This window comes from Streptomyces sp. NPDC004065 (genome assembly GCF_044903565.1).
GTDB lineage: Bacteria > Actinomycetota > Actinomycetes > Streptomycetales > Streptomycetaceae > Streptomyces.
The window spans coordinates 13,666-36,519 of record NZ_JBJDQT010000002.1; the positions used below are offsets into that span (position 1 = coordinate 13,666).

Here is a 22,854-nt window from a genome sequence, read left to right on the forward strand (position 1 = left end):
GTGTTCCTCACCGGTCGTCTTGGAAGGGGAAGGGAAGGTCGAAGGTCTCGGGAACGTGGAATGTCCCGGTCCTGGCAGCGGGCGCCGCCCGGAAGGGCGGACCCGGCGGGTCGGGCATGCCCGGCGCGCGGTCGTGCCGGGCCGCCGTCTGCCGCGTGACCGCCGGGGGCGTTACACTGTGACACATGACGCCTATTCGTCACAACAGCTCGGACGGCAGCGATGCCCCGGACGGCCGCAACGCCCCCGACGGCGGCGCTGCCTCCGACGGCCCGGGTCCTTCGGCCGGCTCCGGGTCTCCGGAAAGCCCCGGTCCCTCGGAACGCGCCGACTCTCCGGACCTCTCCGGTTCTCCGAATCGCGCCGCCTCCCGCGGCGCCCCCTCCCCCGACGCCGCCGACGCCCCGGACGCCCCCGGCTCCGACCGCCCCACTCCCCCGGGCGCGTCCGGTTCCCCGGAACACCCCGCATCCCCGGGCGGCTCCGGTTCCCCGGATCGCGCTGCCACCCCGGGCCTCTCCGGTTCTCCGAGCCGCGCCGCCTCCCCGGTCCGCGCGGGGGGCCCTGAGAGCGATCCCGTGCTCGACGCCGTGCGGGACTGCGTGCTGGCCGTCGGCGTCCGCCGGACGACCATGACGGACGTGGCCCGCCGCGCCGGTGTCTCCCGCATGACGCTCTACCGGCGCTGGCCCGACGTGCGGTCGCTCGTCGGGGACCTGATGACGCGTGAGTGGATCGGCGTGGCGACCGGGGCGATGCCCGAGCGCCGGGCCGGCGTCACGGCGCGTGCCACGATCGTGGAGGGACTGACGGCCGGGGTCGCCGCGTTCCGCGCGCACCCGCTCTTCCGCAAGATCGTCGACGTGGACCCCGAGCTGCTGCTCCCCTACGTCCTGGACCGGCGCGGGGCGAGCCAGGACGCCCTCCTCGGGCTGCTCGCGCAGGCCCTGCGCGAGGGCCACGCGGACGGCTCGGTCCGGGCCGGGCACCCCGTCCGGCAGGCGCGCGCCCTGCTGCTGGTCGTCCAGTCCTTCACCCTGTCGCTGCGCACGATGACCGACGAGGACGACCCCGAGTTCACCGGCGAGGCCTTCCTCGCCGAGCTGCGGACCATCCTGGAGAGGACCCTGACGCCATGACCTCCGGCAGCGGCACGGCCATCCCGGGGCCGGGGAGCGTGGCCCCCGGCTCCTCCCTCGACGCCCGGCGCCGCTCGCGCGAACTGGCCCGCACCGTGGGCGGCCCGGCCGTGGACGTCCTGGTGGTCGGGCTCGGCGCGACCGGCGCCGGGGCCGCCCTGGACGCCGCGGCGCGCGGACTGGACGTCGTCGCGATCGACGCCCACGACCTGGCCTTCGGCACCTCCCGCTGGAGCTCCAAGCTCATCCACGGCGGCCTGCGCTACCTCGCCTCGGCGCAGTTCGACGTGGCCCACGAGAGCGCGGTCGAGCGCGGTGTGCTGATGGAGCGCACCGCGCCGCACCTGGTGGGGGCCCAGCCGTTCGTGCTGCCGCTCACCCCGCTGGTCTCCCGCGGCCAGGCCGCCCTGGCCTGGGCGGGGTTCCGCGCGGGCGACGGCCTGCGCCTGGCGGCGCGTACCGCCCGGGCCACCCTGCCCGCGCCGCGCAGGCTGTCCGCCGTGGAGACCCGCCACCTCGCGCCCGCGCTGCGCACGACCGGACTGCGCGGCGGCCTGCTGTCCTGGGACGGCCGGCTCACCGACGACGCCCGCCTGGTCACCGCGGTCGCCCGGACGGCGGCGTCCCAGGGGGCCCGCGTCCTCACCCGGGTACGGGCGCTGGAACTCACCGCCACGGGAGCCCGGGTGCGCGACGAACTGACCGGCGAGGAGGGCGAGATCCGGGCCCGCGCCGTCATCAACGCCTCCGGGGTGTGGGCGGACGGGCTGGTGGACGGCATCCGGATACGGCCCTCCCGCGGCACCCATCTGGTGCTGCGGGCCGAACGGCTCGGCGAGCTGCCCGCCGGGCTGCACATACCGGTGCCGGGCGAGACCAACCGCTTCGTCCTGGTGCTGCCGCAGGGGGACGGGCGGGTGTACGTCGGCCTCACCGACGAGCCCGTGGAGGGGGACGTCCCGGACGTTCCGGAGGTCCCCGAGAGCGACGTCGGCTTCCTGCTCGACGTACTGGGCAGCGCGCTGGACACGCCCGTCCACCGCGAGGACGTGGTGGGCGCCTTCGCGGGCCTGCGCCCGCTGCTGGACACCGAGCCGGGCGCGGGGTCCGGCGCGGCGCCCCGGACCGCCGACATCTCACGCCGCCACGCGGTGCTCACCTCGCCGGACGGTGTGATCACCGTGGTCGGCGGCAAGCTCACCACGTACCGGAGGATGGCCGAGGACGCGGTCGACGCGGCCGTGTCCGCGAAGGGCCTGGTCGCGGGGCCCTCCCCCACGGCAGGGCTGCCCCTGGTCGGCGCGGCGTCACCGCGCGTGCTCGCCTCGCTCCCCGCTCCGCGCCGGCTGGTGCGGAGCTACGGCACCGAGGCGCCGGCCCTGGTCGCCCTGGCCGCCCGCGACCCGCGGCTGGGCGAGCCCCTGACGGCGGGCCATCCCGTCACCCGCGCGGAACTGCTCTGGGCCGCGCGGCACGAGGGCGCCCTGGACGAGGACGACCTCCTCGACCGGCGCACCCGCGTCGGCCTGGTCCCGGCCGACCGCGCGACGGCTCTCGAGGCCGCCCGGGAAGCGCTCCAACGGGCGACGGAGGAGGCGGCGCAGCCGCGACGGCGACAGGGGTGACGAGGCTCCAGCGACCTTGGGGTACGGGGCCGGTGTGCCACCGGGCTCGGGGGGACCTCGGCCCCTTCAAGGGGCGGGGCGGGGGCGGCTGTGACGGGGACTGCGGCGGACGTCGGCCGGGCAGTACGAGCCACCGCGGGACGCCCGCGCTCGGGCGGCGGCCCGCAGCCCGCGGCGTGCGCGGTCAGCGGTCAGCAGTCAGCAGTCAGCGGTCAGCAGTCAGCGGTCAGCAGTCAGCGGTCAGCGGTCAGCGGTCAGCGGTCAGCGGTCAGCGGTCAGAACGAGGATGACCCTCAGCAGGCCGCTGCACAGCCGGAGTCGCGGTCGGCACCGAGATCCGGAGCTGAACGCGGTCCGGCGCGGTCCGGCGCTGGACGCGGCAGCCCCGGACGCGGCAGCCCGCATGCGGCAGCCGGACGCCGCATCCGGGCTGCCGCCGGACCGGGGTGAGGGCCGCGCACGCCGCGGGTGCGGCCGGGGTCAGGCCGCCAGGGCCGGGTCCGGGCCGAGGCGGGTCAGGAGCTCGGCCCGGTGGAGGGCGGTCACCGGGGCCAGCAGGTCGGGGTGGCGCAGGAGCGCCGCCGCGCTGCGGTCGGGCTCGTCGGGGGCGACCAGGCGCCGGAACTCGACGGGCGTGCCCGCCGCGTGGGCGCACCCCTCGACCGCGGCCACCGCACGGGCGGCCAGTCCGGGGTCGGTGAGCAGGCACGCGGCCCAGCTCGCCACGACCTCGTCCACCCAGGTGCGCCACGCGTGTACGTCCGGGTCGTCGGTCTCCGCGCCGTCCGCGCCGCTGATCCAGTCCAGACGGCCGGAGCCGCCGGGGCCGGCCATACCGACCAGCCCGGCGTCCATCGCCGTCGGGTAGCGCAGCCAGGCGGCCACCGTGACCGCCTGACGTGCCTGCACCTCGCACAGGACGGAGGCCAGCGCACCGCCGGAGGGCGGGTACGCGCTGGTGAGCCACTGTGCGGTAGCCGCGATGAGAGGGGAGAGGTCTTCGTGCACTGCCAGGCCGTCCGCGCTCCTGAGGGACAAAAAGGACACGTGCACCGTAACTCGCGGCCCGGCGGGCGGAATATGGCCCAAACCTCTTTCGGGACGTGGCTTCCGCCACATCCGGGCACGCGTCGTCCGCCGGCCGCCGAGCCGGGGACGAGGGCGGGAAGCGGCCCGGGCCGTCGGGGGCGGCCCTGGCCGTCACGACGTGGCCGCTCACGCCTCCGCGGGGAAGCGTTCTCTCGGTTACTGTGATCCGCTCACAGGGAGGGGACGGACGTGGCGCGGGTCGGGGCGGGAACGGCGTGGCGGGGTGCGGGCGCCGCGGTGGCGCTGCTGGTGGGCGGGACGGTGACCGGCTGCTCCGGATCGCCGGGCGGGGACGATGCCCCGGCCGCCCCGGCCGCCCCGGCTGCGACGGCGACCACGGCGACCACGGCGGCGAGCGGGACGCCCGCGGCCGGTGCGACCCGCGCCGCCGCCCGCAGCGGGGGCAGGATCGGCGCTCCCGGCTCGTCCTGCGAGCTGCCCGTCGCCTTCGACATCGCCGCCGGCTGGAAGGCCAAGGCCGTCGACCGCGACGCCGCGAACGGGTCCCCGCTGTCCGGGGAGCTCGCCGACGCGCTCCTGCGCCAGGGCCCGGTGACCGCAGCGTGCGAGATCGACGCCAAGCCGGCCGGGAACATCGGCTTCCTGCGCGTCTGGACGGGTGCTCCGGGGGCCGGGGACGCCCGTACGGTGCTGCGCGCCTTCGTGGCGGCCGAGGGCGCCGTCGACTCGGAGACCTACCGCGAGTTCACCACGGGCGGACTGCGCGGTGTGGAGGTGGAGTACCGGTACACCAGCGAGCTCACGGACGAGTCGAAGCGGGAGAGCGCGCTGGCGGTCGGCACCCCGAAGGGGCCGGTGATCCTGCACCTGGGCGGACTGGACGACGAGGAGCACGAGCAGATGCTCCCGGCCTACGAGCTGGCCAGGCGCACCCTGCGCACCACCTGAGCCGCGCCCTCCGGCCCCCGGCCGGGCGATCTCTCCGTGTCGTGCAGGGTCCGCCGGGTACCCGCCGGACACAGGCAGGCGTCAGGGACGCGACGTCCGGCAGCGCACGCCGCGCGCCGGTGAATGGAGTGACCATGACCCGGAACGGAGGCGACGCGGCCCCCGCCCGGCGCGCGGGTCCCCCCGGCCTTCGTCTGGCGGCGGGCGAGGACGGAATGCCGTCGGACCGAGCGGCGCACCCGCGGCTCCAGCAGCTGCCCCACGACCGCAACCAGGCGATCCTGGAGGCCGCCAAACAGGTGGGCGCGCTGCTCAAGAGGAAGGGGCACCCGTTCGCGCTGGCGGGCAGTGTGGCCGTCTACGCCCACGGCGGCAGCGAGAATCTGCAGCACGACGCCGATTTCTGTGTACGGCCCGAGGACGCCGAGGCGGTGGCCGCCACTCTTCGCGAGGGCGGTCTGACGGTCTTCACGCCCCCGGAGGACTGGCTGATCAAGGCCAAGTGCTTCGACCAGGACATCGACGTCATCTTCGAACTGGCCCATGAGCCGGTCTCGTCGGAGATGCTGGCCCGGGCCGAGGAGCTGTCGGTCGACTCGGTGCGCATGCCCGTGCTCGCGCCCACCGATCTGCTGTGGAGCCTGATCGCCGCCTTCTCCGAACACCACTGCGACTTCGGCGCCGTCCTGCCCATCGCCCGGGCGTTGCGCGAGAAGGTCGACTGGGACCGGGTCCGGCGCGCCTGCGAGGACGAGCCGATGCCTGCCGCGTTCTTCTTCCTCCTCGAGCGCCTGAATGTCATCTCCCCGCGCAAGGAGCGGTCATGAGCAATCACGCAGGAGAGCAGGCGTCCGGCGCTCCCGGTGGCGGCCGTCGCACCCGGGACGACACGTCGGACAACCTCGAGTACCGCGCCGCCCACCTGCGGGAACGCATCGCGGGCGGCCCGCTCGGCGAACTGGGGGTGCGGCTGGAGGTGCGCGGCGAGGCCGTACTGCTCACGGGCACGGTGCCGTCGGCGCAGTGCCGGGACCAGATCTGCGGACTCGTCGACCGGGAACTGGCCGGACACCCGGTCCACTGCGACCTCGTCGTCGCCGACGCATCCTCTCCCGACCACGCGGAGGACCTCGCATGATCCGGATAGCAGCCGTCGGGGACATCCACATGGCGCCCGAGACCCAGGGCACGCTGCGCCCCGCCTTCGACACGCTGCCCGACTGCGCGGACGTCCTCCTGCTGGCCGGGGACCTCACCCGGCACGGCACGCCCGAGGAGGCCCGGGTGGTGGCCCGGGAGATCGAGGGTCTGCCGGTGCCGGTCGTCGCGGTCCTCGGCAACCACGACCACCACGACGGCCGGCCCGAGGAGGTGACCGCCATCCTGGAGGACGCGGGCGCGCAGGTGCTGGAGGGACGCGGTGTCGTGGTGCCCTGCGGCGAGGCGCGCGTGGGGGTGGCCGGGACCAAGGGGTTCGGCGGCGGCTTCCTGGGCCGCAGCGGGGGCGAGTTCGGCGAGCCGGTGATGAAGGAGTTCATCCGGTACTCGCGCCGCTGCGCCGACGGGCTGCGCACATCACTGGAGCACCTGGGCGAGCAGGGCTGCGACGTGCGCGTCGCGCTCACCCACTACTCCCCCGTGCCCGAGACGCTGGCCGGGGAGCCGCTGGAGATCTATCCCTTCCTCGGCAGCTATCTGCTGGCCGAGGCGATCGACACGGCGGGCGCCGACCTCGCGGTGCACGGCCACGCCCACGCCGGCTCGGAGAACGGCATGACGACCGGCGGCGTCCGGGTCCGCAATGTCGCCCAGCCCGTCATCGGACGCGCCTTTCACGTCTACCACGTCCACGAACGCCAGCCGGTGACCTGACGGCACCGCGCCCTCCCGCACGGCGCGCCCTCGTGCCCGCCCGGGCACCGGCCGGCCGCCGGCCCCACGCCCCGGCCGCCCCCGGCCGCCCCCGGCCGACCCACGCCCGCCACACCTGGCCGACGCGGGCCCCCCGGCGGGGCACGGCGGGCCCAGCGGGCCCGGCGGGCGCAGGCCGGTCAGCGCCGGGCCACCACGCGCAGGGTCTCAAGCGTGGGGTCCGCCGCGTCCGCGATCAGGAAGCCGTGCGCCACACCGCTGCGCAGATAGTCCAGCACCTCCCCGGTGATCACCTCGCCCGGTGCCACGACAGGGACGCCGGGCGGGTAGGGGCTGATCATCTCCGCCGCGATCCGCCCCTCCGCCCGGTCGGCCGGTATCTGCTCGGCGCGCCCGAAGAACGCCTCACGCGGCAGTAGGGCCTGCTCCAGCTCCAGTGCCGAGGGGGCCGGCAGCCGTACCCCGGGCTTCCGCTCGATGGTGTCGGCGCGGTCCACCAGCGAGCGCAGGGCGTCGAGGAGAACCTTCTCGGTCTCGTCGTCGTCGGCGTGGGTGATCGAGGCGCTGATCCGGCAGGTGTCCGAGCCACCCACGTCGACGTGGCAGTGGGCGCGCAGCCATTCGGCCGCCTGCATGCCGCTCACCCCGAGTCCCCGCACATCGATGACGATCTTCAGCGGATCGTAGGTGGCGGCCAGGCCCTCGTCCACGATCTCCCCGCCCATCACCCGCAGCCCCGGCAGCTCGCCGGCCGCGGCCCGGATCCGCTCGGCCCGGCGCAGCGCGCCGTCCAGCAGTTCGTGCCCCTGCTCGACCATCTGGCGCCGCCAGCCGTCCAGCGCGGCGTACACGAGGGTGGAGGCGCTGGTGGTGCCGAGCAGGTCCTCGCGCTGCTTGAGCACCTCGGGCGCCACTCTGTCGTACTGGAGGTGGAAGACGGAACTCTGCTCGATCGCGCCGCCCATCTTGTGCACGCTCGTGACGACCAGGTCCGCCTCGGCGTCCATGCCCCACGGGGGCAGGGCGGAGTGGAAGGGCAGGTGCGCGCCCCAGGCCTCGTCGACGATGAGCGGCACGTCGTACTCGTGGCACACCCGGGCCACCCCGCGGATGTCCCCGCTGTGCCGGCCATCCATCCCTTCGTGGCCGTCATCGGCTCCGACGGGTCCGACCACACGCCCGAGTTCGCGCAGGCCGCGGCCTCGCCCCGGGCCCGCGAGGTACTGCGGGCGGTGACCGAGGCGCTGGCGTGCACCGCGGCGGACGTCCTGAGCGGCCCGGAGCTGCGCGACCTGGCCTGGGCGCGGCACCGCGAGGCGGCGGCGGCCGGCCGGTGACCCCCGGGCCCCCTCGGTCCTGTGCCCCTCCCGTGTGGTCCCGCCCGGCACCCGGGGCCGTCCGGGCCGCGCCCGCGCGGACAACTCCCGCCTCCTTCCGGCCCATTGCGCCCATTGCGCCCGCCTCCGGCCCATCTGCCGCCCTCTCCCGGCCCATTGCGCTCTCCTTCCGCGTCGATGACACACCGTCGCCTCCGACGACTTCGAGGGCGTGCGCGTCCATGAAGCAAGGCTGTGAATCGGCCGACGCCCGGTGATCAACCCGCGAGTGGAGGTCCGGGTGGACTCCGCTCGCCCGCCGCGTCCACCCCGGGGTGGGCCGCCGCGGGCCTACGGCCGCCCCCCGTACCCTGGGGGCCGTGCACATCTGTTTCGTCTGCAGCGGGAACATCTGCCGCTCGCCCACCGCCGCCCTCGTGTTCGCCGAGCACCTGCGCCGCGCGGGACTGGCCGGGACGGTGCGGGTGACCAGTGCCGGGATCGGGCCGTGGCACGTCGGACAGGGCATCGACGAGCGCGCCGCCGGGACACTGGCCCGCGGCGGCTACCCGGTCGAGCACGTCGCCGCGCAGGTCGGTGCGGAGCATCTGGACGCCGATCTGTTCCTGGCCATGGACCGGGGCCACGAGAAGGCGCTGCGCCGCCTGGTCGAGGACCCCTCCCGGGTGCGCATGCTGCGCTCCTTCGACCCCGACGCCACCGGCGATCTCGACGTCCCCGACCCGTACTACGGCGGCCCTGAGGGGTTCGACGAGGTCCTGGACATGATCGAGGCCGCGGTGCCCGGGCTGCTCGCCTGGGTGCGCGAGCGCCTGGCGTCATGACCGGGTCCCCGGCGGCCGGCACCGGCGGGGACGGACCGGGTGCCGCGGCGGCCCGGTTCACCGGCCTGGCCGTGACCGGGCAGCGGCCGCTGTCCGGCGCGCTGACCGAGGTGACCCTCGAGGGCGGACGGGTGGTCGTGGTCAAGCACGGTCACGGGCCGGGCGCGGTGCGGGCCGAGGCCGCCGGGCTGCGCTGGCTGGCCGCCGCGGGCGCGGTGCGGGTGCCCCGGGTGCACGGCGACGACGGCGCCTGGCTGGTGAGCGACCGGGTGCCGGCGGGCCGGCCGAGCCCGGGGGCGGCCGTCCGGTTCGGCCGCGAGCTGGCCGCGCTGCACGCGGCCGGGGCGCCCGCGTTCGGCGCGCCCCCGCCGGGCGGGCCCGGGGACGCGTACATCGGGCTCGCTCCGATGCGCAACGTCCCCGGCGACGAGTGGCCCCGCTGGTACGGGGAGCACCGGGTGCTGCCCTATCTGCGCCGGGCGGTGGACGCGGGCACCCTGCGCAGGTCCGAGGCGGCCGTCGTCGAGGAGGCGCTGGAGCGGCTGCCCGAGCTGGCCGGCCCTCCCGAGCCGCCCGCACGCCTGCACGGCGACCTGTGGAACGGCAATGTGCTCTGGGGCGCCGACGGGCACGTCCGGCTGATCGACCCGGCCGCGCACGGCGGGCACCGGGAGACCGACCTGGCGATGCTCCGGTTGTTCGGCTGCCCGCACCTGGAGCGGGTGCTGGAGGGCTACCAGGAGGCGGCGCCGCTCGCGGCGGGCTGGGCGGAGCGGGTCGGTCTGCACCAGCTGTTCCCGCTGCTGGTGCACACGGTGCTGTTCGGGCGGGGGTACGCCGGGCAGGCGGTCGCCGCGGCCCGGAGCGCCTGCCGTCAGTGACCGCCCTGCACCAGCCGGGCGAGGTTGTCCAGGGCCATGCGCGTGCCCCGTTCGTTGTCCCCGCGCGGGACGGCGTCCGGGACGCCCTCGTGCACGAGGACGACGTCCGTCCCGCCGTCCCGCGCACCGGTCAGCGTGGTGGTCAGGGTCATCGTGCCGCGCAGCGCCTCGTCGTCGGTCTCGAACTCGACGGCCTCGACCACGAGCCGGTCCGGGACCAGCCGTTCGAAGTGCCCGTGGCAGGTGTCCGTGCGCCCGCCGGACTTGCCCGCGCCCTCGGGGCCGTCGTAGGTGAGGGAGATCCGGTACCGGCCGCCCTCGCGCGGGTCGAACTCGTGCACCCGTCCGGTCATGCCGTCCGGGACGCGCCATTCCGCCACCGCGTCCGGGTCCAGGAGCGCCCGGTACACGGCGGCGGGCGGCGCGTTCACGTGCCGGGAGACCGTGGTGGCGTACATGGCGGCACCGTACTGCGTCCGGCGCCGCGCCGTGCCGCGACGGCCGTGCGGCACGGGGTCACAGGTGCGGCCGGTGTCCCCTCTCCTGGCGGGGGAACGTCTGGTCGGCGCCGGGCAGCGTCGGCTTCGGCAGCGTCGCCACCTCCTCCTTGGCCCTCTCCAGCTGCTCGGCCGTGTCGTCCGGCAGGCGGGGCGGGCGCGGCCGGCCGTGGGAGAAGCGGAAGGCGGAGGTGAGGTCGCCGAACGTCTCCCGGCGCCAGTCGCTGATGTTGGGCTCCTCGACGCCGGTGAACCGCTCCAGGAAGCGCAGCGCCGAGGTGTGGTCGAAGGCTTCCGTGGCCACCCAGCCGCCGACGGTCCAGGGCGAGACGACGATGGCCGGCACCCTGAAGCCGGCGCCGACGGGCAGGCCCTGGACGAACTCGTCCGGGGTGCCGGCGGGCGGCGTGGGCGGGGGCACGTGGTCGAACAGGCCGTCGTTCTCGTCGTAGTTGAGGATGAACGCCGTCTTGCGCCACACCTTGGGGCTGGCGGCGACCGCCTCCAGCTTCGAGGCCACGAAGTCGGCGCCGGCGGCCGGCAGGTAGTCCGGGTGCTCGGACTGGTGGCTGGTCGGGATGATCCAGGAGACCGCGGGGAGCCGGTCGTTGCGGGCGTCGTCCTCGAAGGCGCCCTCGGGCTGGGGCCGTACGCCCCGCTCGTACAGGTCGGAGCCGGGCGGCGCGCTTCTGAAGGCGGCGAACTGCTCCAGCATGTTGCAGCCGTAGTCGTCGTCCTGCTGGTACACCTTCCAGCTGACGCCGGCGTTCTGCAACCGCTCGGCGTACGTCGTCCAGCGGTACGGCGTGGGCGCCCTGTTGGTGAGCACCGGGCCGCCGCGGGTGCCGCCGGGGTCGAGGGTGCCGGTCATCCACATCAGGCGGTTGGGCCAGGTGGGGCCGAACACCGAGCAGAAGTAGTTGTCGCAGAGGGTGAAGGTCTCGGCGAGCGCGAACTGGAACGGGATGTCCTCGCGCGTGTAGTAGCCCATGACGTAGGGGCCGTTGACGCCGTCGGCCTTGCGGTGGGCGGGCAGCCAGCGGTCCATCCTGCCGCCGTTCCACGCCTCGTGCTGCACCGACCAGGCGTGGCTCGTCGAGGGGATCGCCTGGGCGCTGGTCTGGTGGGTGTCGAGGTGGAAGGGCAGCAGGTAGCCCTTGGGGTTCTCGGGGTCCGGCTGGTGGAAGACCGAACGGCCGCTGTCGAGCCTGAGTGCGTGCCGGTCGCCGAAGCCGCGGACGCCCGAGAGGGTGCCGAAGTAGTGGTCGAACGACCGGTTCTCCTGCATCAGCATCACGACGTGCTCGACGTCCCGCAGCGCACCGCGCCGGGGCGGTCCCGCGGCGACGGCCTTCTGCAGGTTGGGCGGGAGGAGGGAGAGCGCCGCGGCGCCGCCCAGCACGCCCGTGGCGTTGCCCAGGAGTCTGCGGCGTGTCAACTCGGCCATGAATGCCCCTTCATCGGCGGGAGAAGCTCTCACGCGTGCCGGTGGCCCGCCCGGGAGACGGGCCGCCGCCCACTGTCTGCCCGCCCGGGAGGAGCCGGTCGGGGACGAGGGGTGAACAAGTGGCCAACGTGCGGGGAGGTGTTGGCCAGGCCGTGACCTGGGACATCCGCGGGTCGCCCGCACGTCACCCACACGTGGGAAACGGGGTGCCGTGTGCGGGACGCGCGACGCCGCAGTACGGCGCCCCCGCATGAGTCGCCGTCACATTCGCGCAGTTGACGCGGGGTTGCCCCGAGGATGTCCCGATTTCGTCACCAAGTGACCCAGCGGTCAATCCTGTTGCCCGCCGGTGTGCCCCCCGTGCTAAGAAGTACGGCGTCACAGGCTCGCGGGCGTCCTCCGGGACGTCCGCGGCCATGTCGCTCCGGTCCGTGAGGGCCGTAGGGGGAAGAGGTAACACCGCAGTGAACCGCATGCGCACGTCCGTCGCCGCCCTGGCCGCCGTCGGGGCCGTCACCGCCGCTCAGCTGGGCCTCGCCGGGGCCGCCTCCGCGGCGACCGCCGCGCCGCAGAGCTCCGGCTGCCCGGTCAACATCGTCTACCCGACCCGCTTCTACGTGGACCACAACGGCTGGGTGACCAACGGCGGCCTGTACTTCGGCATCAAGAGCAAGACGACCAAGAGCTTCAAGAAGGTCACCTTCACCGTGACCAACAGCAAGAACATCCGCTTCAGCACCGCGACGCCCAAGGGCGGCAAGATCAGCCACCGGACGTCGCAGACCGTGTCGGTCTACACCGGCACGTTCAAGGGCAAGGCGAGCCTCGGCTTCAAGGTGCGCACGCACCTGCTGAACACCCGCAACTACAAGCTGAAGTTCACCCTGCACGGCTCCGGCTGGAACTGCGCGGTCAACCAGGGCACCTGGGGTTCCTGATCCCGGTGACGCCCGTACGGCCCTGAACCGGCCGTCGTCGGCCGCGAACCGGCCGTCGCGACAAGGTGCCCCGGCCCGGGCGGCCGGGGCATCCGCGTGTGCGGCGGCCGCGAACAGGGCCGGAGCCCGCGAGGTAGGCTGCGAGAGCGGGAGTCGTGCGCGACGTCACCCTTGCACCGGACACTGCGGTCTACAGAGGGGTGGGTGCGGATGGACTGGCGCGGGTTCGCCGAGCAGATGGCCGGCCTCGCCCGGAGCCTGCTGGCGCAGGACTCCGCCGAGGCGACGCTCGACAAGGCCGTCTCGGCGGCGGTCGAGCTGATCGACGGGTGCGAGGCCGCCGGTGTGCTGGCCGTGCACAAGGGCCGCGCCGTGACCCTGTCGGCCAGTGCGGACATCGTCGTCGAGTCCGACCGGCTGCAGGGCGAGCTGGGCGAGGGCCCGTGCTTCGACGCCGCCCGGAAGGTCAGCGGCGACCGGATGTTCCGCATCGCCGACCTCGGCCGGCCGCAGCCGCAGTGGCCGAGGTACGCGCCGGGCGCCCGGGACCTGGGAATCGGCAGCATGATGGGCTTCCTGCTCTACACGCACGAGGAGGACTTCGGGGCGCTGAACGTCTACTCCGACCGCCCCGGTGCCTTCACCCCGGAGAGCGAGACGGCCGGCTGGCTGCTCGCCTCGCACGCCGCCGTGGCCCTTTCCAGCGCCCGCACCGTCGACCAGCTGGAGCACGCCCTGGAGACCCGGCACGCCATCGGCGAGGCCATGGGCATGCTGCGGGAACGCCACCATCTCAGCGAGGACGACGCCTTCGCCGTACTGCGGCGCATCTCCCAGCACCACAACATCAAGCTCCGCGACGTCGCCCAGAACATCCGCTCCTCCGGCGGTGGGGAGCCCGGGTCCTGATCCGCCCTGCCGGCCCGACTCCGCGCGACCGCGCGGAGTCGGGCCGCGCCCCGGGGCGCCCCGGGCGAGCCCGTGCGGCCGGATGCGGCGGGCACCCGGGCGACGACCGGCCCGGCCGGGAGTCCCACGGCCGGCGCGAGGTACCGACGCGCGGTGCCGGAACCGACTGCCGGGCACCGGCAGCCAGGGCATCGACTGCCGGCCGCCCGCACCAGGCCCGGCCACCCGCACCACGCCCGGCCACCCGCATCGCGCCGGCCACACCACAGCGGCGGTCGTACGAGGGCCGCGTACAGGGTGCGCCCCTGCCCACCCCGGGATGCGTCACGTCGTCCGCACGCCTCGTACACCCCGCACGTCTTCGCACGCGCCGGGTGCGCGCCGGGCGCCTCGTGGCGCATTCTTGCTGTGTCGTCCTAGGGGGGCGGCGCAGCGACGAGGCGGGACCGATGACGGGCGAGGCCGAGGAAGCGGACCGGACGGCCGGGCGGCTGGCCGCCCTGCTCGCCGACGCCTCCGTGGAGGCGATCGGCGCGGCCGGCGGCTTCGCCGGCGGCGTCTACCTGCGCTCCGGCACGCCCGGCCTGCTGCGGCTGGCGGTGCTCGCGGGGCTGCCCTGTCCGCTGTTCCGGGCCTGGTGGCGGATGCACGTCAACCGCGGCTTCCCGGTCGCCGACGCCTACCGGCTCGGCGCTCAGGTCGTGCTCCCCAACGCCACCGAGACGATGCGCCGTTACCCGCAGTTCGCGGCCGGCCTGCCGTTCCAGTTCGGGACGCTGTGCGTGCCGGTGGCCGGCCCGAAGGCGAACTTCGGGGTGCTGGCCGCGCTGCGGCCCGCCGCCGCGGACGCCGCCGAGATGCTGCCCGGCCGCGACCGGCTGGCCCGTGTCGCCGAGGACCTGGGCGCGGCGCTGTCCGGGCTGGACGGCGAGGACACGCCGGTGGTCTGGGACAGGGAGCCGCTGTGCGTGCGGCCACCCGCCGCGGGCGGCCACGAGGAGCGGATCGGGCGGTTCTCCTGGGACCCGGCGACGGACACGGTGACCGCCGACGACGGCTTCCTTCTGCTGCTCGGGCTGAGCCGCGAGGCGTTCCCCGGCACCGGTCGCGCCCTTGCGGACACCGTGACCTGCGACGACGGCCACCGGATGCTGGCCGCGCTGCGGGAGGCCGCCTCGGGCAGAGCGCCCGTCCTGCCGTTGCGGGTGCGTACCGGGGAGGGCGCGCCGCGGCTGATGGAGCTCTGGACGTCGTACGCCGCGTCCTCGCCGGCCGCGTACCGGGTGAACGGCCTGGTGCGGGACGCCGGTCCCGGCACGGTGGGCGACGCGGCGGCCGATCTGCTGCCGGACGGGGTGTTCTGCGTCGACCGGCAGGGCGTCGTCGTCTACGCCAATCCCCGCGCCGCGCAGCTCCTCGGGCGGCCGCGCAGGTCGCTGGTGGGGCGTTCGCTGTGGGACAGCGTGCCCTGGCTCGCCCACCCGTCGTGCGAGGACCCCCTGCGGGCGGCGCTGCTGTCCCGCGAACCGGTGCGGTTCCAGGCCCGGCGGCCGTACGGCGGCGCGGGCACGGTGCCGCCCCGGCACGGCGGCGGCAGCGGTCTGCTCACGCTGACCGCGCATGCCGGGCCGGACCTGCTGACGTGCACGGTCCGCCCGGCCGGCGCGACAGCCGGCCCGGACGCGCCGCCGGCCGCCCCGGGGCCCACGGCGCCGGGTGCCGCCCCGGACGCCTCCGCCGTCGCGGCCCCGGGCGGCGCGCCTCCCGGTCCGCGGGCGGCGCCCCCCGGTCCGGACGCGGCGCCTCCGGACCTGGACGCGGCGCCCCCGGAGCTGGACGCGGCGCCGGCCGACCCGGACGCGGCGCCCGCCGCCGGGCCCGTCAGCGCGGCGGCGCATCTGTACCGGCCGATCGTCCTCGCCATCGCCCTGACCGAGGCGGTCACCGCGCGCCAGGTGTCGGCCGTGGTCATGGAGGAGCTGCTGCCCGCCTTCGGCGGCAACCGCCTCGCCATCTACCTGCTGCAGGAGCGGCACCTGTACCTCGCCTGGGAGACCGGCTTCCCCGACGGCTTCCTCGCCCCGTTCGAGGGCGTCGGCCTGGACGCCCGCATACCGGGCGTGGAGACGCTCACCACCGGCCGGCCGCTGTTCTTCGACTCGATGGCGCAGCTCGCGGCGCAGTACCCGGGCCTGCCCCTGGACGCGGAGGTGGGGTCCAGGGCCTTCCTGCCGCTGATCGCCTCCGGGCGCCCGGTCGGCTCGTGCATCCTCGGGTTCGACCGCCCCCGCAGCTTCAGCGGCGAGGAGCGCGCCGTGCTGACCGCGCTGGCCGGCCTGATCGCCCACGCCATGGAGAAGGCCCAGCGCTACGACACCGAGGCGGCCCTCGCGCGCGGGCTGCAGCAGGCGCTGCTGCCCCGCCGTCTGTCCGCCCACCCCGAGGTGGAGACCGCGGGGCGCTATCTGCCCGGAACCCAGGGCATGGAGGTCGGAGGGGACTGGTACGACGTCGTGGCGGCCGGGGACGGTCTCGCCCTGGTCATCGGCGACGTGCAGGGGCACGGGGTGCAGGCGGCGGCCACCATGGGCCAGTTGCGCAGCGCGGTGAAGGCGTTCGCGCTCAGCGACCGGCCGCCCGACGAGGTGATGAGCGGCACCAACCACCTGCTGATCGACCTGGATCCGGGCCAGTTCGCGAGCTGCTGCTACATCCGCCTGGACCCCGCCACGGGGCTGGTCCGGATCGCCCGGGCGGGGCACCCGCTGCCGCTGTTGCGCCACCCCGACGGCCGTACCGAGGTGTGCGACACACCGGGTGGCGTGGTCCTCGGGGTGGACCCCGGCGCGCAGTACCCGGTGGCCGAGCTGCGGCTGGAGCGGGGGGCCATCCTGGCGCTGTACACCGACGGCCTGGTCGAGCGGCCGGGCCTGGACATCGACGAGGGCGTCGGTGCGCTGCGGACCGCGCTCGCCCGGATGGGCTCGTCCGCCGCCCATCCGGGCGGTCAGTCCCTGACGAATGTCGCCGACCGGCTCACCGCGACGGCCCGGCACACCGCCGACCGGCCCGACGACATCGCGTTGCTGCTGGCCAGGCGCTGCCCGGCGCCCCGGCCGCGGCGCTGACCTCGTCGCGCCGCCCCGTCCGGGCGGCACGCACGCCGTCCGGGTTCCCCTCCGCGTCCGGCCGCCCCGTGCCCGCCACCGTGCCCGGCGCACACACCCTGCCCGCCCGGCGCACACACCGGGTGCGGCCGTGGCGGTCACGGCCCTCGCCCGACCGGGCGGGGCAGTGTAGACATGGCTCATGGTCCGGCTTCCGGGTCGAACCGGCACACGGTCGACGCGTCGCCCGAGCGGTCGGCGCCCCGAGCATGCGCCCGGCCCCGCCCGCCGGGCGCGCCGGCGGGCCGAGCGGCAGCGGCCGGCGGGCCGCCCCTCCGGGCTGCGCTCCGCGCTGCGCGCCCGCAGCGTCGCCGGACAGGTGTTCGCGCTCCAGGTCGGGATCGTGCTGCTGCTGGTGCTCGCCGCGGTCGTCGCGCTGGTCCTCCAGGTGCGTCACGACAGCACCCAGGAGGCCCGCAACCGGTCGCTCGCCGTCGCCGAGACCTTCGCCAACGCCCCGGGCACCCGCGCGGCCCTGGCCGCCCCCGATCCCACGGCCCTGCTGCAGCCGAAGGCCGAGGCCGCGCGCAAGGCGGCGCACGTCGACTTCATCGTGGTGATGGACACCGACGGGATCCGCTACACCCACCCCAGGCCGGACCGGATCGGCAAGCGGTTCGTCGGCACCGTCGAGCCCGCGCTGCACGGCCGCACCGTGGTCGAGGAGGTCAACGGGACCATCGGGCAGCTGGTGCAGGCCGTGGTGCCGGTCGAGGCGCCCCGACGGCACGGTCGTGGGCCTGGTCTCGGCGGGCATCACCACACGGAACGTGGGGGGCGTGGCGGACCGGCAGCTGCCCGTCGTGCTGGCCGCCGCGGCCGCGGGCCTCGCACTGGCCACCGCGGGCACCGCGCTGGTCAGCAGGCGGCTGCTGCGCCAGACCCACGGCCTGGGACCGGGCGAGATGACCCGGATGTACGAGCACCACGACGCGGTGCTGCACTCGGTGCGCGAGGGCGTGCTCATCGTCGGCGACGACGGCGAAATGCTGCTCGCCAACGACGAGGCGCACCGTCTGCTGGGGCTGCCCGAGGACGCCGAGCGGAGGCATGTGCGCGACCTGCGACTCGAACCCGCCACGGCCGACCTGCTGGCCTCGGGCCGGACGGCCACCGACGAGGTGCGTCCGGCCGGCGACCGGCTGCTGGCGATCAACCAGCGGCCCACCGACCTCGACGGCGGCCCCTCGGGCAGTGTCGCCACCCTGCGCGACTTCACCGAGCTGCGGACCCTGTCCGGCCGGGCCGAGGTGGCCCGCGAGCGGCTGAGCCTGCTCTACGACGCCGGCGTGGGCGTGGGCACGACCCTGGACGTGACCCGGACGGCGGAGGAGCTGGCGCGGGTGGCCGTGCCGCGGTTCGCCGACTTCGTCACCGTCGACCTGCACGACGCCGTCCTCGCCGGGGAGGAGCCGGAGCCGGGAGCCGCGCTGCGGCGCGCGGCGATGGCCGGCATCAGCAAGGGCGCCCCGCTGTACCCGGTGGGCCGGCAGATCCGGTTCGTCGCCACCTCCCCGCAGGCACACGCCCTCAAGACCCGCCGGCCGGTGCTGGAGCCCCGGCTGGAGGCGGCCCCGGGCTGGCTGGCGCAGGATCTGGAACGCACCGAGCAGGTGGTGGAGTTCGGCATCCACTCGCTGATCACCGTGCCGGTGCGGGCCGGCAACCAGGTGCTGGGCCTGGTCAACTTCTGGCGGTCGCAGAAGGACGAGCCGTTCGACGCCGAGGAGCTGACGCTGGCCGAGGAGCTGGTGGCCCGGGCCGCGGTCTCCATCGACAACGCCCGCCGCTACACGCGCGAGCACGGCATGGCCGTCACCCTGCAGCGCAGCCTGCTGCCGCGCAGTCTGCCGCGGCTGAGCGCCCTGGACCTCGCCTCCCGCTATCTGCCGGCCCAGGCGGGCGTCGGCGGGGACTGGTTCGACGTGCTGCCGCTGTCGGGGGCGCGGGTCGCGCTCGTCGTGGGGGACGTCGTCGGCCACGGGCTGCACGCGGCGGCCACCATGGGGCGGCTGCGCACGGCGGTGCACAACTTCTCCACCCTGGATCTGCCGCCCGGCGAGCTGCTCGGGCTGCTGGACGAGCTGGTCGGCCGTATCGACCAGGACGAGACGGCGGACAGCGCGGGCGCGCCCGTCACCGGCGCGACCTGCCTGTACGCGATCTACGATCCGGTCTCCCGGCACTGTGTCGTCGCCCGGGCCGGCCATCCGCCGCCCGCCGTGGTCGCGCCGGACGGCACCGCCCGCCTCGCCGAGGTGCCGGCCGGGCCCCCGCTGGGCCTGGGCGGGCTGCCCTTCGAGGCGGCCGAGCTGGAGCTGGCGGAGGGCAGCCGGCTGGTGCTGTACACCGACGGGCTGGTCGAGGACCGGGACCGGGACATCGACGCCGGGCTGGAGGACCTGCTCACCACGCTGCGCTCGGCCGGCGAGTCGCCCGAGGACATCTGCCGGGCGGTGCTGGACGCGCACACGCCGTCCCGGCCCGGCGACGACATCGCACTGCTCGTCGCCCGCACCCGGGCCCTGCCGGCGGACCGGGTCGCCGAGTGGGAGGTCCCCGCGGCCCCGGCGGCCGTCGCGGAGGTGCGCGCGTCGGTCAGCCGGCGCCTTGCCGCGTGGGGGCTGGAGGAACTGGCGTTCACCACCGAGCTGGTCCTCAGCGAGCTGGTCACCAACGCGATCCGCTACGGCGCCGAGCCCATCCGCGTGCGGATGCTGCACGACCGCGCCCTGATCTGCGAGGTGTCCGACAGCAGCAGCACCTCCCCGCATCTGCGGTACGCGGCCGGCACGGACGAGGGCGGCCGGGGGCTGTTCCTGGTCGCCCAGCTGGCGGAGCGCTGGGGGACGCGCTACACGCCCGAGGGGAAGGTCATCTGGGCGGAACAGCCGCTGCCCTAGGCCTCGTTCGTTCCTACGAACTTCCGCTCGACGACTGACCACGTGTTCGAAGTTCTGATAGTAAACCTTCCTGTCAGTGCACCGCACGGACCGCACGGAACGACTCCCACCCCCCACCCCCCCTCTGGAGCCCGCAGTGCAATCGAACCCCGACAGGACCGCGCCCTCCGGCACCTCCCGCCGCGCCGCCCTCGCCCTGTTCGGCGCCGCGCTCGCCGCCGTCCCCCTCGTCAGGGCCCAGCGCTCCGTCGCGGCCCCCGCCGCCGTGGGACTGGACGACCCGGCGAAGAAGGAGATCGCCATGCGGCTGGTCTCCAGCGCCGAGAACTCCTCGCTGGACTGGAAGGCGCAGTACAAGTACATCGAGGACATCGGCGACGGCCGCGGCTACACCGCCGGCATCATCGGCTTCTGCTCCGGCACCGGTGACATGCTCGACCTCGTCCAGCTCTACACCGGCCGCAGGCCCGGCAACGTGCTGGCCAAGTACCTGCCGGCGCTGCGCCGGGTCAACGGCAGCGACTCGCACGCCGGGCTCGACCCGGACTTCCCCGGGGACTGGCGCAGGGCCGCCCGGGACACGGCGTTCCAGCAGGCCCAGAACGACGAGCGGGACCGCGTCTACTTCAACCCGGCGGTCGCGCAGGGCAAGGCCGACGGACTGCGCGCGCTCGGCCAGTTCGCGTACTACGACGCGATCGTGATGCACGGCGACGGCGACGACCCCACCAGCTTCCGCAACATCCGCAGGCGGGCCCTGCGCAGCGCCAGGCCGCCGGCCCAGGGCGGCGACGAGGTGACCTACCTGGACGCGTTCCTGGACGCGCGGGTGTGGGCCATGAAGCAGGAGGAGGCGCACAGCGACACCAGCAGGGTGGACACCGAGCAGCGGGTCTTCCTGCGGGCGCGCAATCTGGACCTGAACACTCCGCTGGACTGGCGGGTCTACGGAGACCCGTACCACATCGGCTGAGCCGGGCGCCCGGCACGCGACCGGACCCCGCGCGGCCGGGCGGTCGAACACCGGCCCGGGACCCGGCACTGCCGGGTCCCGGGCCGGCCCCTGCATGGCGCCGGCCGTGCCGTCAGTCGCCGCCCAGGCGCGAGCGCAGCAGCTCCTTGCCCATCTCGGCACCCTTCCTGCTGTCCGCCTGGGCCTTGCGGAAGAGTTCGACGACCTCGTCGTCCTTGTCGCGCTCGGCGTCCTGGACGTACTGCTCCAGGCGCAGCGCGTTGCTCAGGCACGCCTCGACGTACCAGATCAGGTTGTAGTCCTTGTCCCGCGTGCCGGTCACATCGCCGGTCTCGGTACCGCTCGTCATGCGGACCTCCTCCTCGGTGGACTTCCACGTCGTCCTCGGTGCGGCGCCCGGGTACCCTCCCCGGCCGCGGGGCACACGCCGCCTCAGCCGAGCGCGCGGTCGAGGTTGTAGGCCGCGCTGATCAGCGACAGGTGGGTGAAGGCCTGCGGGAAGTTGCCCTGCTGCTCGCCGGTGCGGCCGATCTCCTCGGCGAACAGGCCGAGATGGTTGGCGTAGGTGAGCATCTTCTCGAAGGCGAGACGGGCCTCGTCGAGCCGGCCGGCGCGGGTGAGCGCCTCCACGTACCAGAAGGTGCAGATGGAGAACGTGCCCTCGTCGCCGCTGAGCCCGTCGGGGCTGGTGCGCGGGTCGTAGCGGTAGACGAGGGAGTCCGAGACGAGGTCCTCGGTCAGCGCGTCGAGGGTGGACAGCCACTTGGGGTCGGTCGGCGCGATGAACTTCGCCAGCGGCATCATCAGCACGGCGGCGTCCAGCACGTCGCCGCCCTCGTACTGGACGAACGCCTGCCGCCGGTCCGACCAGCCGCGGTCCATGATGCGGCGGTAGATCGCGTCCCGGGTCTGCCGCCAGCGCAGCAGCTCGGCGGGCAGGCCGCGGCGGTTGGCGAGCCTGATCGCCCGCTCGATGGCCACCCAGCACATCAGCCGCGAGTACAGGAAGTTCTTCCGCCCGCCGCGGGTCTCCCAGACGCCCTCGTCGGGCTGGTCCCAGTTCTCGCAGACCCATTCCACCAGCGCGCTCACGTCGTCCCACTGACCGCTGGAGATGGGCTGCGCCCACTTGTCGTAGAGGTAGACCGAGTCGACCAGCGCACCGTAGATGTCGAGTTGGAGCTGGTCCACGGCGGCGTTGCCGATCCGCACGGGGGCCGAGCCCTGATGTCCCTCCAGGTGGGCGAGTTCGCGCTCGGGCAGCTCGGTGCGGCCGTCGATGCCGTACATGATCTGCAGCGGACCGGCCCCCGAGCCGTCGCCGGGGCTGATGTGCCGGGTCAGGAACCGCATGAACGCCTCGGCCTCGCCGCTGAAGCCCAGTCTGAGCAGGGCGTAGACGGCGAACGCCGCGTCGCGCACCCAGACGTAGCGGTAGTCCCAGTTGCGCTCGCCGCCGAGCCGCTCGGGCAGGCTCGTGGTGGGCGCGGCGACGATGGCGCCGGTCGGGGCGTAGGTGAGCAGCTTCAGGGTGAGGGCGGAGCGGTGCACCATCTCCCGCCAGCGGCCCCGGTAGCGGGACTGGGACAGCCACTTGCGCCAGTAGGCGACCGTGGCGGCGAACTGTTCCTCGGCCTCGGCGTGCGCGCACCGGCGCGGGGCGACCGCGCCGCCCACCTGGTCGAGGGCGAAGACGGCCGACTCGCCCTCGGCCAGCTTGAAGTCGGTCTTCACGTCCGGGCCGGCGCACTCCAGCGGCACGGTGGCCGTCAGGGCCAGGGCGTGGCCCGCGGACTCGAACACCACCACCTGGCCCTCCGGGCGGACCGTGTGGGGATCGGCGCCGTAGTTGAACCGGGGCGCCACCCGTGCACGGAACGGGACGGTGCCGCGCACGCACAGCACCCGGCGGATCAGCCGGTGCCGGTCCGCCTCCCCGCCCTCGCCGGTCACCGGCATGAAGTCCTGCACCTCGCCGACGCCGTCCTCGCTGAAGAACCGGGTGATCAGCACATTGGTGTCGGGGAAGTAGAACTGCTTGGTGCGTGCCGCGTCGACGGCGGCGAGCTCGAAGCTGCCGCCCCGCTCGGCGTCCAGGACCGCGGCGAAGACGCTCGGGTCGTCGAAGGACGGGCTGCAGTACCAGTCGACGATGCCGTTGGTGCCGATCAGGGCGACGCTGCGCAGGTCGCCGATCAGGCCGTGGTCGGCGATCGGCACATAGCGGGGGGTGTCCGGCTCGGGGCGGCGGCTTGGGGTGTCCGGGATCACGGCGGCCTCCCTGTGTGGGCACGCGGACGGGCTCCGGGGATCGGGGCCGTCCGGCCTCCGGCGGCTCTTCCAG

19 protein-coding genes and 1 pseudogene are annotated in these 22,854 nt (G+C 75.0%); 14 read left to right on the plus strand and 6 right to left on the minus strand.

Annotated elements, in window-relative coordinates:
* The first annotated feature begins 578 nt into the window (after positions 1-578).
* Both ACI2LW_RS03980 and ACI2LW_RS03985 read left to right on the plus strand, forming a co-directional pair.
* The gene (locus ACI2LW_RS03980; RefSeq protein WP_404729545.1) at positions 579-1,139 is read left to right on the plus strand and encodes a TetR/AcrR family transcriptional regulator; all 561 of its coding nucleotides are present in this window, start codon (positions 579-581) and stop codon (positions 1,137-1,139) included.
* Positions 1,136-2,764, plus strand: a complete 1,629-nt coding sequence (locus tag ACI2LW_RS03985) for a glycerol-3-phosphate dehydrogenase/oxidase (protein WP_404729546.1) — start codon at positions 1,136-1,138, stop codon at positions 2,762-2,764. Before ACI2LW_RS03980 ends, ACI2LW_RS03985 begins: the two co-directional genes overlap by 4 nt.
* Before the next feature lie 480 nt (positions 2,765-3,244).
* On the opposite strand, the gene ACI2LW_RS03990 is transcribed toward ACI2LW_RS03985, so the two are convergent.
* A complete protein-coding gene (locus ACI2LW_RS03990; RefSeq protein WP_404729946.1) occupies positions 3,245-3,772 on the minus strand; it encodes a hypothetical protein in 528 nt (175 codons plus the stop codon).
* Positions 3,773-4,042: 270 nt separating this feature from the next.
* On the opposite strand from ACI2LW_RS03990, the gene ACI2LW_RS03995 reads away from it, so the two are divergent.
* From ACI2LW_RS03995 to ACI2LW_RS04010, 4 genes are all read left to right on the plus strand, one after another.
* Positions 4,043-4,762, plus strand: coding sequence for a lipoprotein (locus ACI2LW_RS03995; protein WP_404729547.1), 720 nt, complete (start codon positions 4,043-4,045; stop codon positions 4,760-4,762).
* 134 nt (positions 4,763-4,896) lie between these two features.
* Positions 4,897-5,589: a nucleotidyltransferase family protein gene (locus ACI2LW_RS04000; RefSeq protein WP_404729548.1), complete on the plus strand. Its 693-nt coding sequence runs from the start codon at positions 4,897-4,899 to the stop codon at positions 5,587-5,589.
* Entirely contained in the window at positions 5,586-5,900 is a 315-nt protein-coding gene (locus tag ACI2LW_RS04005; RefSeq protein WP_404729549.1) for a BON domain-containing protein, read from the plus strand. Before ACI2LW_RS04000 ends, ACI2LW_RS04005 begins: the two co-directional genes overlap by 4 nt.
* Complete coding sequence (locus ACI2LW_RS04010; RefSeq protein WP_404729550.1) at positions 5,897-6,634, plus strand: metallophosphoesterase; 738 nt, start codon at positions 5,897-5,899, stop codon at positions 6,632-6,634. The genes ACI2LW_RS04005 and ACI2LW_RS04010 overlap by 4 nt, the downstream gene beginning before the upstream one ends.
* Positions 6,635-6,813: 179 nt before the next feature.
* Here the strand turns inward: ACI2LW_RS04010 and ACI2LW_RS04015 are convergent, their stop codons facing one another.
* Positions 6,814-7,770 (minus strand): aminotransferase class I/II-fold pyridoxal phosphate-dependent enzyme, encoded by a 957-nt coding sequence (locus tag ACI2LW_RS04015; RefSeq protein WP_404729551.1) that lies wholly within the window; start codon positions 7,768-7,770, stop codon positions 6,814-6,816.
* On the opposite strand from ACI2LW_RS04015, the gene ACI2LW_RS04020 reads away from it, so the two are divergent.
* From ACI2LW_RS04020 to ACI2LW_RS04030, 3 genes are all read left to right on the plus strand, one after another.
* Positions 7,756-7,971, plus strand: a complete 216-nt coding sequence (locus ACI2LW_RS04020) for a hypothetical protein (protein ID WP_404729552.1) — start codon at positions 7,756-7,758, stop codon at positions 7,969-7,971. The genes ACI2LW_RS04015 and ACI2LW_RS04020 overlap by 15 nt on opposite strands.
* Before the next feature lie 359 nt (positions 7,972-8,330).
* Positions 8,331-8,795 carry a low molecular weight protein-tyrosine-phosphatase gene (locus ACI2LW_RS04025; protein ID WP_404729553.1) on the plus strand — a complete coding sequence of 155 codons (465 nt, stop codon included), beginning with the start codon at positions 8,331-8,333 and terminating at the stop codon, positions 8,793-8,795.
* Entirely contained in the window at positions 8,792-9,676 is an 885-nt protein-coding gene (locus ACI2LW_RS04030; RefSeq protein WP_404729554.1) for a fructosamine kinase family protein, read from the plus strand. The genes ACI2LW_RS04025 and ACI2LW_RS04030 overlap by 4 nt, the downstream gene beginning before the upstream one ends.
* On the opposite strand, the gene ACI2LW_RS04035 is transcribed toward ACI2LW_RS04030, so the two are convergent.
* The gene (locus tag ACI2LW_RS04035; protein ID WP_404729555.1) at positions 9,670-10,134 is read right to left on the minus strand and encodes an SRPBCC domain-containing protein; all 465 of its coding nucleotides are present in this window, start codon (positions 10,132-10,134) and stop codon (positions 9,670-9,672) included. The genes ACI2LW_RS04030 and ACI2LW_RS04035 overlap by 7 nt on opposite strands.
* 58 nt (positions 10,135-10,192) lie before the next feature.
* Entirely contained in the window at positions 10,193-11,620 is a 1,428-nt protein-coding gene (locus ACI2LW_RS04040; protein ID WP_404729556.1) for an alkaline phosphatase family protein, read from the minus strand.
* A gap of 473 nt (positions 11,621-12,093) precedes the next feature.
* Between ACI2LW_RS04040 and ACI2LW_RS04045 the strand changes: the two genes are divergently transcribed.
* From ACI2LW_RS04045 to ACI2LW_RS04065, 5 genes and pseudogenes are all read left to right on the plus strand, one after another.
* Positions 12,094-12,558 (plus strand): hypothetical protein, encoded by a 465-nt coding sequence (locus ACI2LW_RS04045; RefSeq protein WP_404729557.1) that lies wholly within the window; start codon positions 12,094-12,096, stop codon positions 12,556-12,558.
* A 210-nt stretch (positions 12,559-12,768) separates the two neighbouring features.
* Positions 12,769-13,467 (plus strand): GAF and ANTAR domain-containing protein, encoded by a 699-nt coding sequence (locus tag ACI2LW_RS04050; RefSeq protein ID WP_404729558.1) that lies wholly within the window; start codon positions 12,769-12,771, stop codon positions 13,465-13,467.
* 449 nt (positions 13,468-13,916) lie between these two features.
* On the plus strand, positions 13,917-16,595 hold the full coding sequence (locus ACI2LW_RS04055; protein ID WP_404729559.1) for a SpoIIE family protein phosphatase: 2,679 nt from the start codon (positions 13,917-13,919) through the stop codon (positions 16,593-16,595).
* Positions 16,596-16,776: 181 nt separating this feature from the next.
* Positions 16,777-19,537: pseudogene (locus ACI2LW_RS04060) on the plus strand (SpoIIE family protein phosphatase).
* A gap of 136 nt (positions 19,538-19,673) precedes the next feature.
* Positions 19,674-20,510 (plus strand): chitosanase, encoded by an 837-nt coding sequence (locus ACI2LW_RS04065; protein ID WP_404729560.1) that lies wholly within the window; start codon positions 19,674-19,676, stop codon positions 20,508-20,510.
* 112 nt (positions 20,511-20,622) lie between these two features.
* On the opposite strand, the gene ACI2LW_RS04070 is transcribed toward ACI2LW_RS04065, so the two are convergent.
* Together ACI2LW_RS04070 and ACI2LW_RS04075 are read right to left on the minus strand one after the other, a co-directional pair.
* A complete protein-coding gene (locus ACI2LW_RS04070; protein WP_404729561.1) occupies positions 20,623-20,859 on the minus strand; it encodes a hypothetical protein in 237 nt (78 codons plus the stop codon).
* Between the two features lie 83 nt (positions 20,860-20,942).
* Entirely contained in the window at positions 20,943-22,778 is a 1,836-nt protein-coding gene (locus tag ACI2LW_RS04075; RefSeq protein ID WP_404729947.1) for a glycoside hydrolase family 15 protein, read from the minus strand.
* Positions 22,779-22,854: the final 76 nt, after the last annotated feature.

Excerpts from the sequence above, each read along its gene's own strand:
- ACI2LW_RS03985 (WP_404729546.1), top strand. The coding sequence starts at position 1,136 with ATGACCTCCGGCAGCGGCACGGCCATCCCGGGGCCGGGGAGCGTGGCC.
- ACI2LW_RS04000 (WP_404729548.1), top strand. The coding sequence starts at position 4,897 with ATGACCCGGAACGGAGGCGACGCGGCCCCCGCCCGGCGCGCGGGTCCC.
- ACI2LW_RS04005 (WP_404729549.1), top strand. The coding sequence starts at position 5,586 with ATGAGCAATCACGCAGGAGAGCAGGCGTCCGGCGCTCCCGGTGGCGGC.
- ACI2LW_RS04010 (WP_404729550.1), top strand. The coding sequence starts at position 5,897 with ATGATCCGGATAGCAGCCGTCGGGGACATCCACATGGCGCCCGAGACC.
- ACI2LW_RS04015 (WP_404729551.1), bottom strand. The coding sequence starts at position 7,770 with ATGGATGGCCGGCACAGCGGGGACATCCGCGGGGTGGCCCGGGTGTGC.
- ACI2LW_RS04030 (WP_404729554.1), top strand. The coding sequence starts at position 8,792 with ATGACCGGGTCCCCGGCGGCCGGCACCGGCGGGGACGGACCGGGTGCC.
- ACI2LW_RS04035 (WP_404729555.1), bottom strand. The coding sequence starts at position 10,134 with ATGTACGCCACCACGGTCTCCCGGCACGTGAACGCGCCGCCCGCCGCC.
- ACI2LW_RS04040 (WP_404729556.1), bottom strand. The coding sequence starts at position 11,620 with ATGGCCGAGTTGACACGCCGCAGACTCCTGGGCAACGCCACGGGCGTG.
- ACI2LW_RS04045 (WP_404729557.1), top strand. The coding sequence starts at position 12,094 with ATGCGCACGTCCGTCGCCGCCCTGGCCGCCGTCGGGGCCGTCACCGCC.
- ACI2LW_RS04050 (WP_404729558.1), top strand. The coding sequence starts at position 12,769 with ATGGACTGGCGCGGGTTCGCCGAGCAGATGGCCGGCCTCGCCCGGAGC.
- ACI2LW_RS04055 (WP_404729559.1), top strand. The coding sequence starts at position 13,917 with ATGACGGGCGAGGCCGAGGAAGCGGACCGGACGGCCGGGCGGCTGGCC.
- ACI2LW_RS04070 (WP_404729561.1), bottom strand. The coding sequence starts at position 20,859 with ATGACGAGCGGTACCGAGACCGGCGATGTGACCGGCACGCGGGACAAG.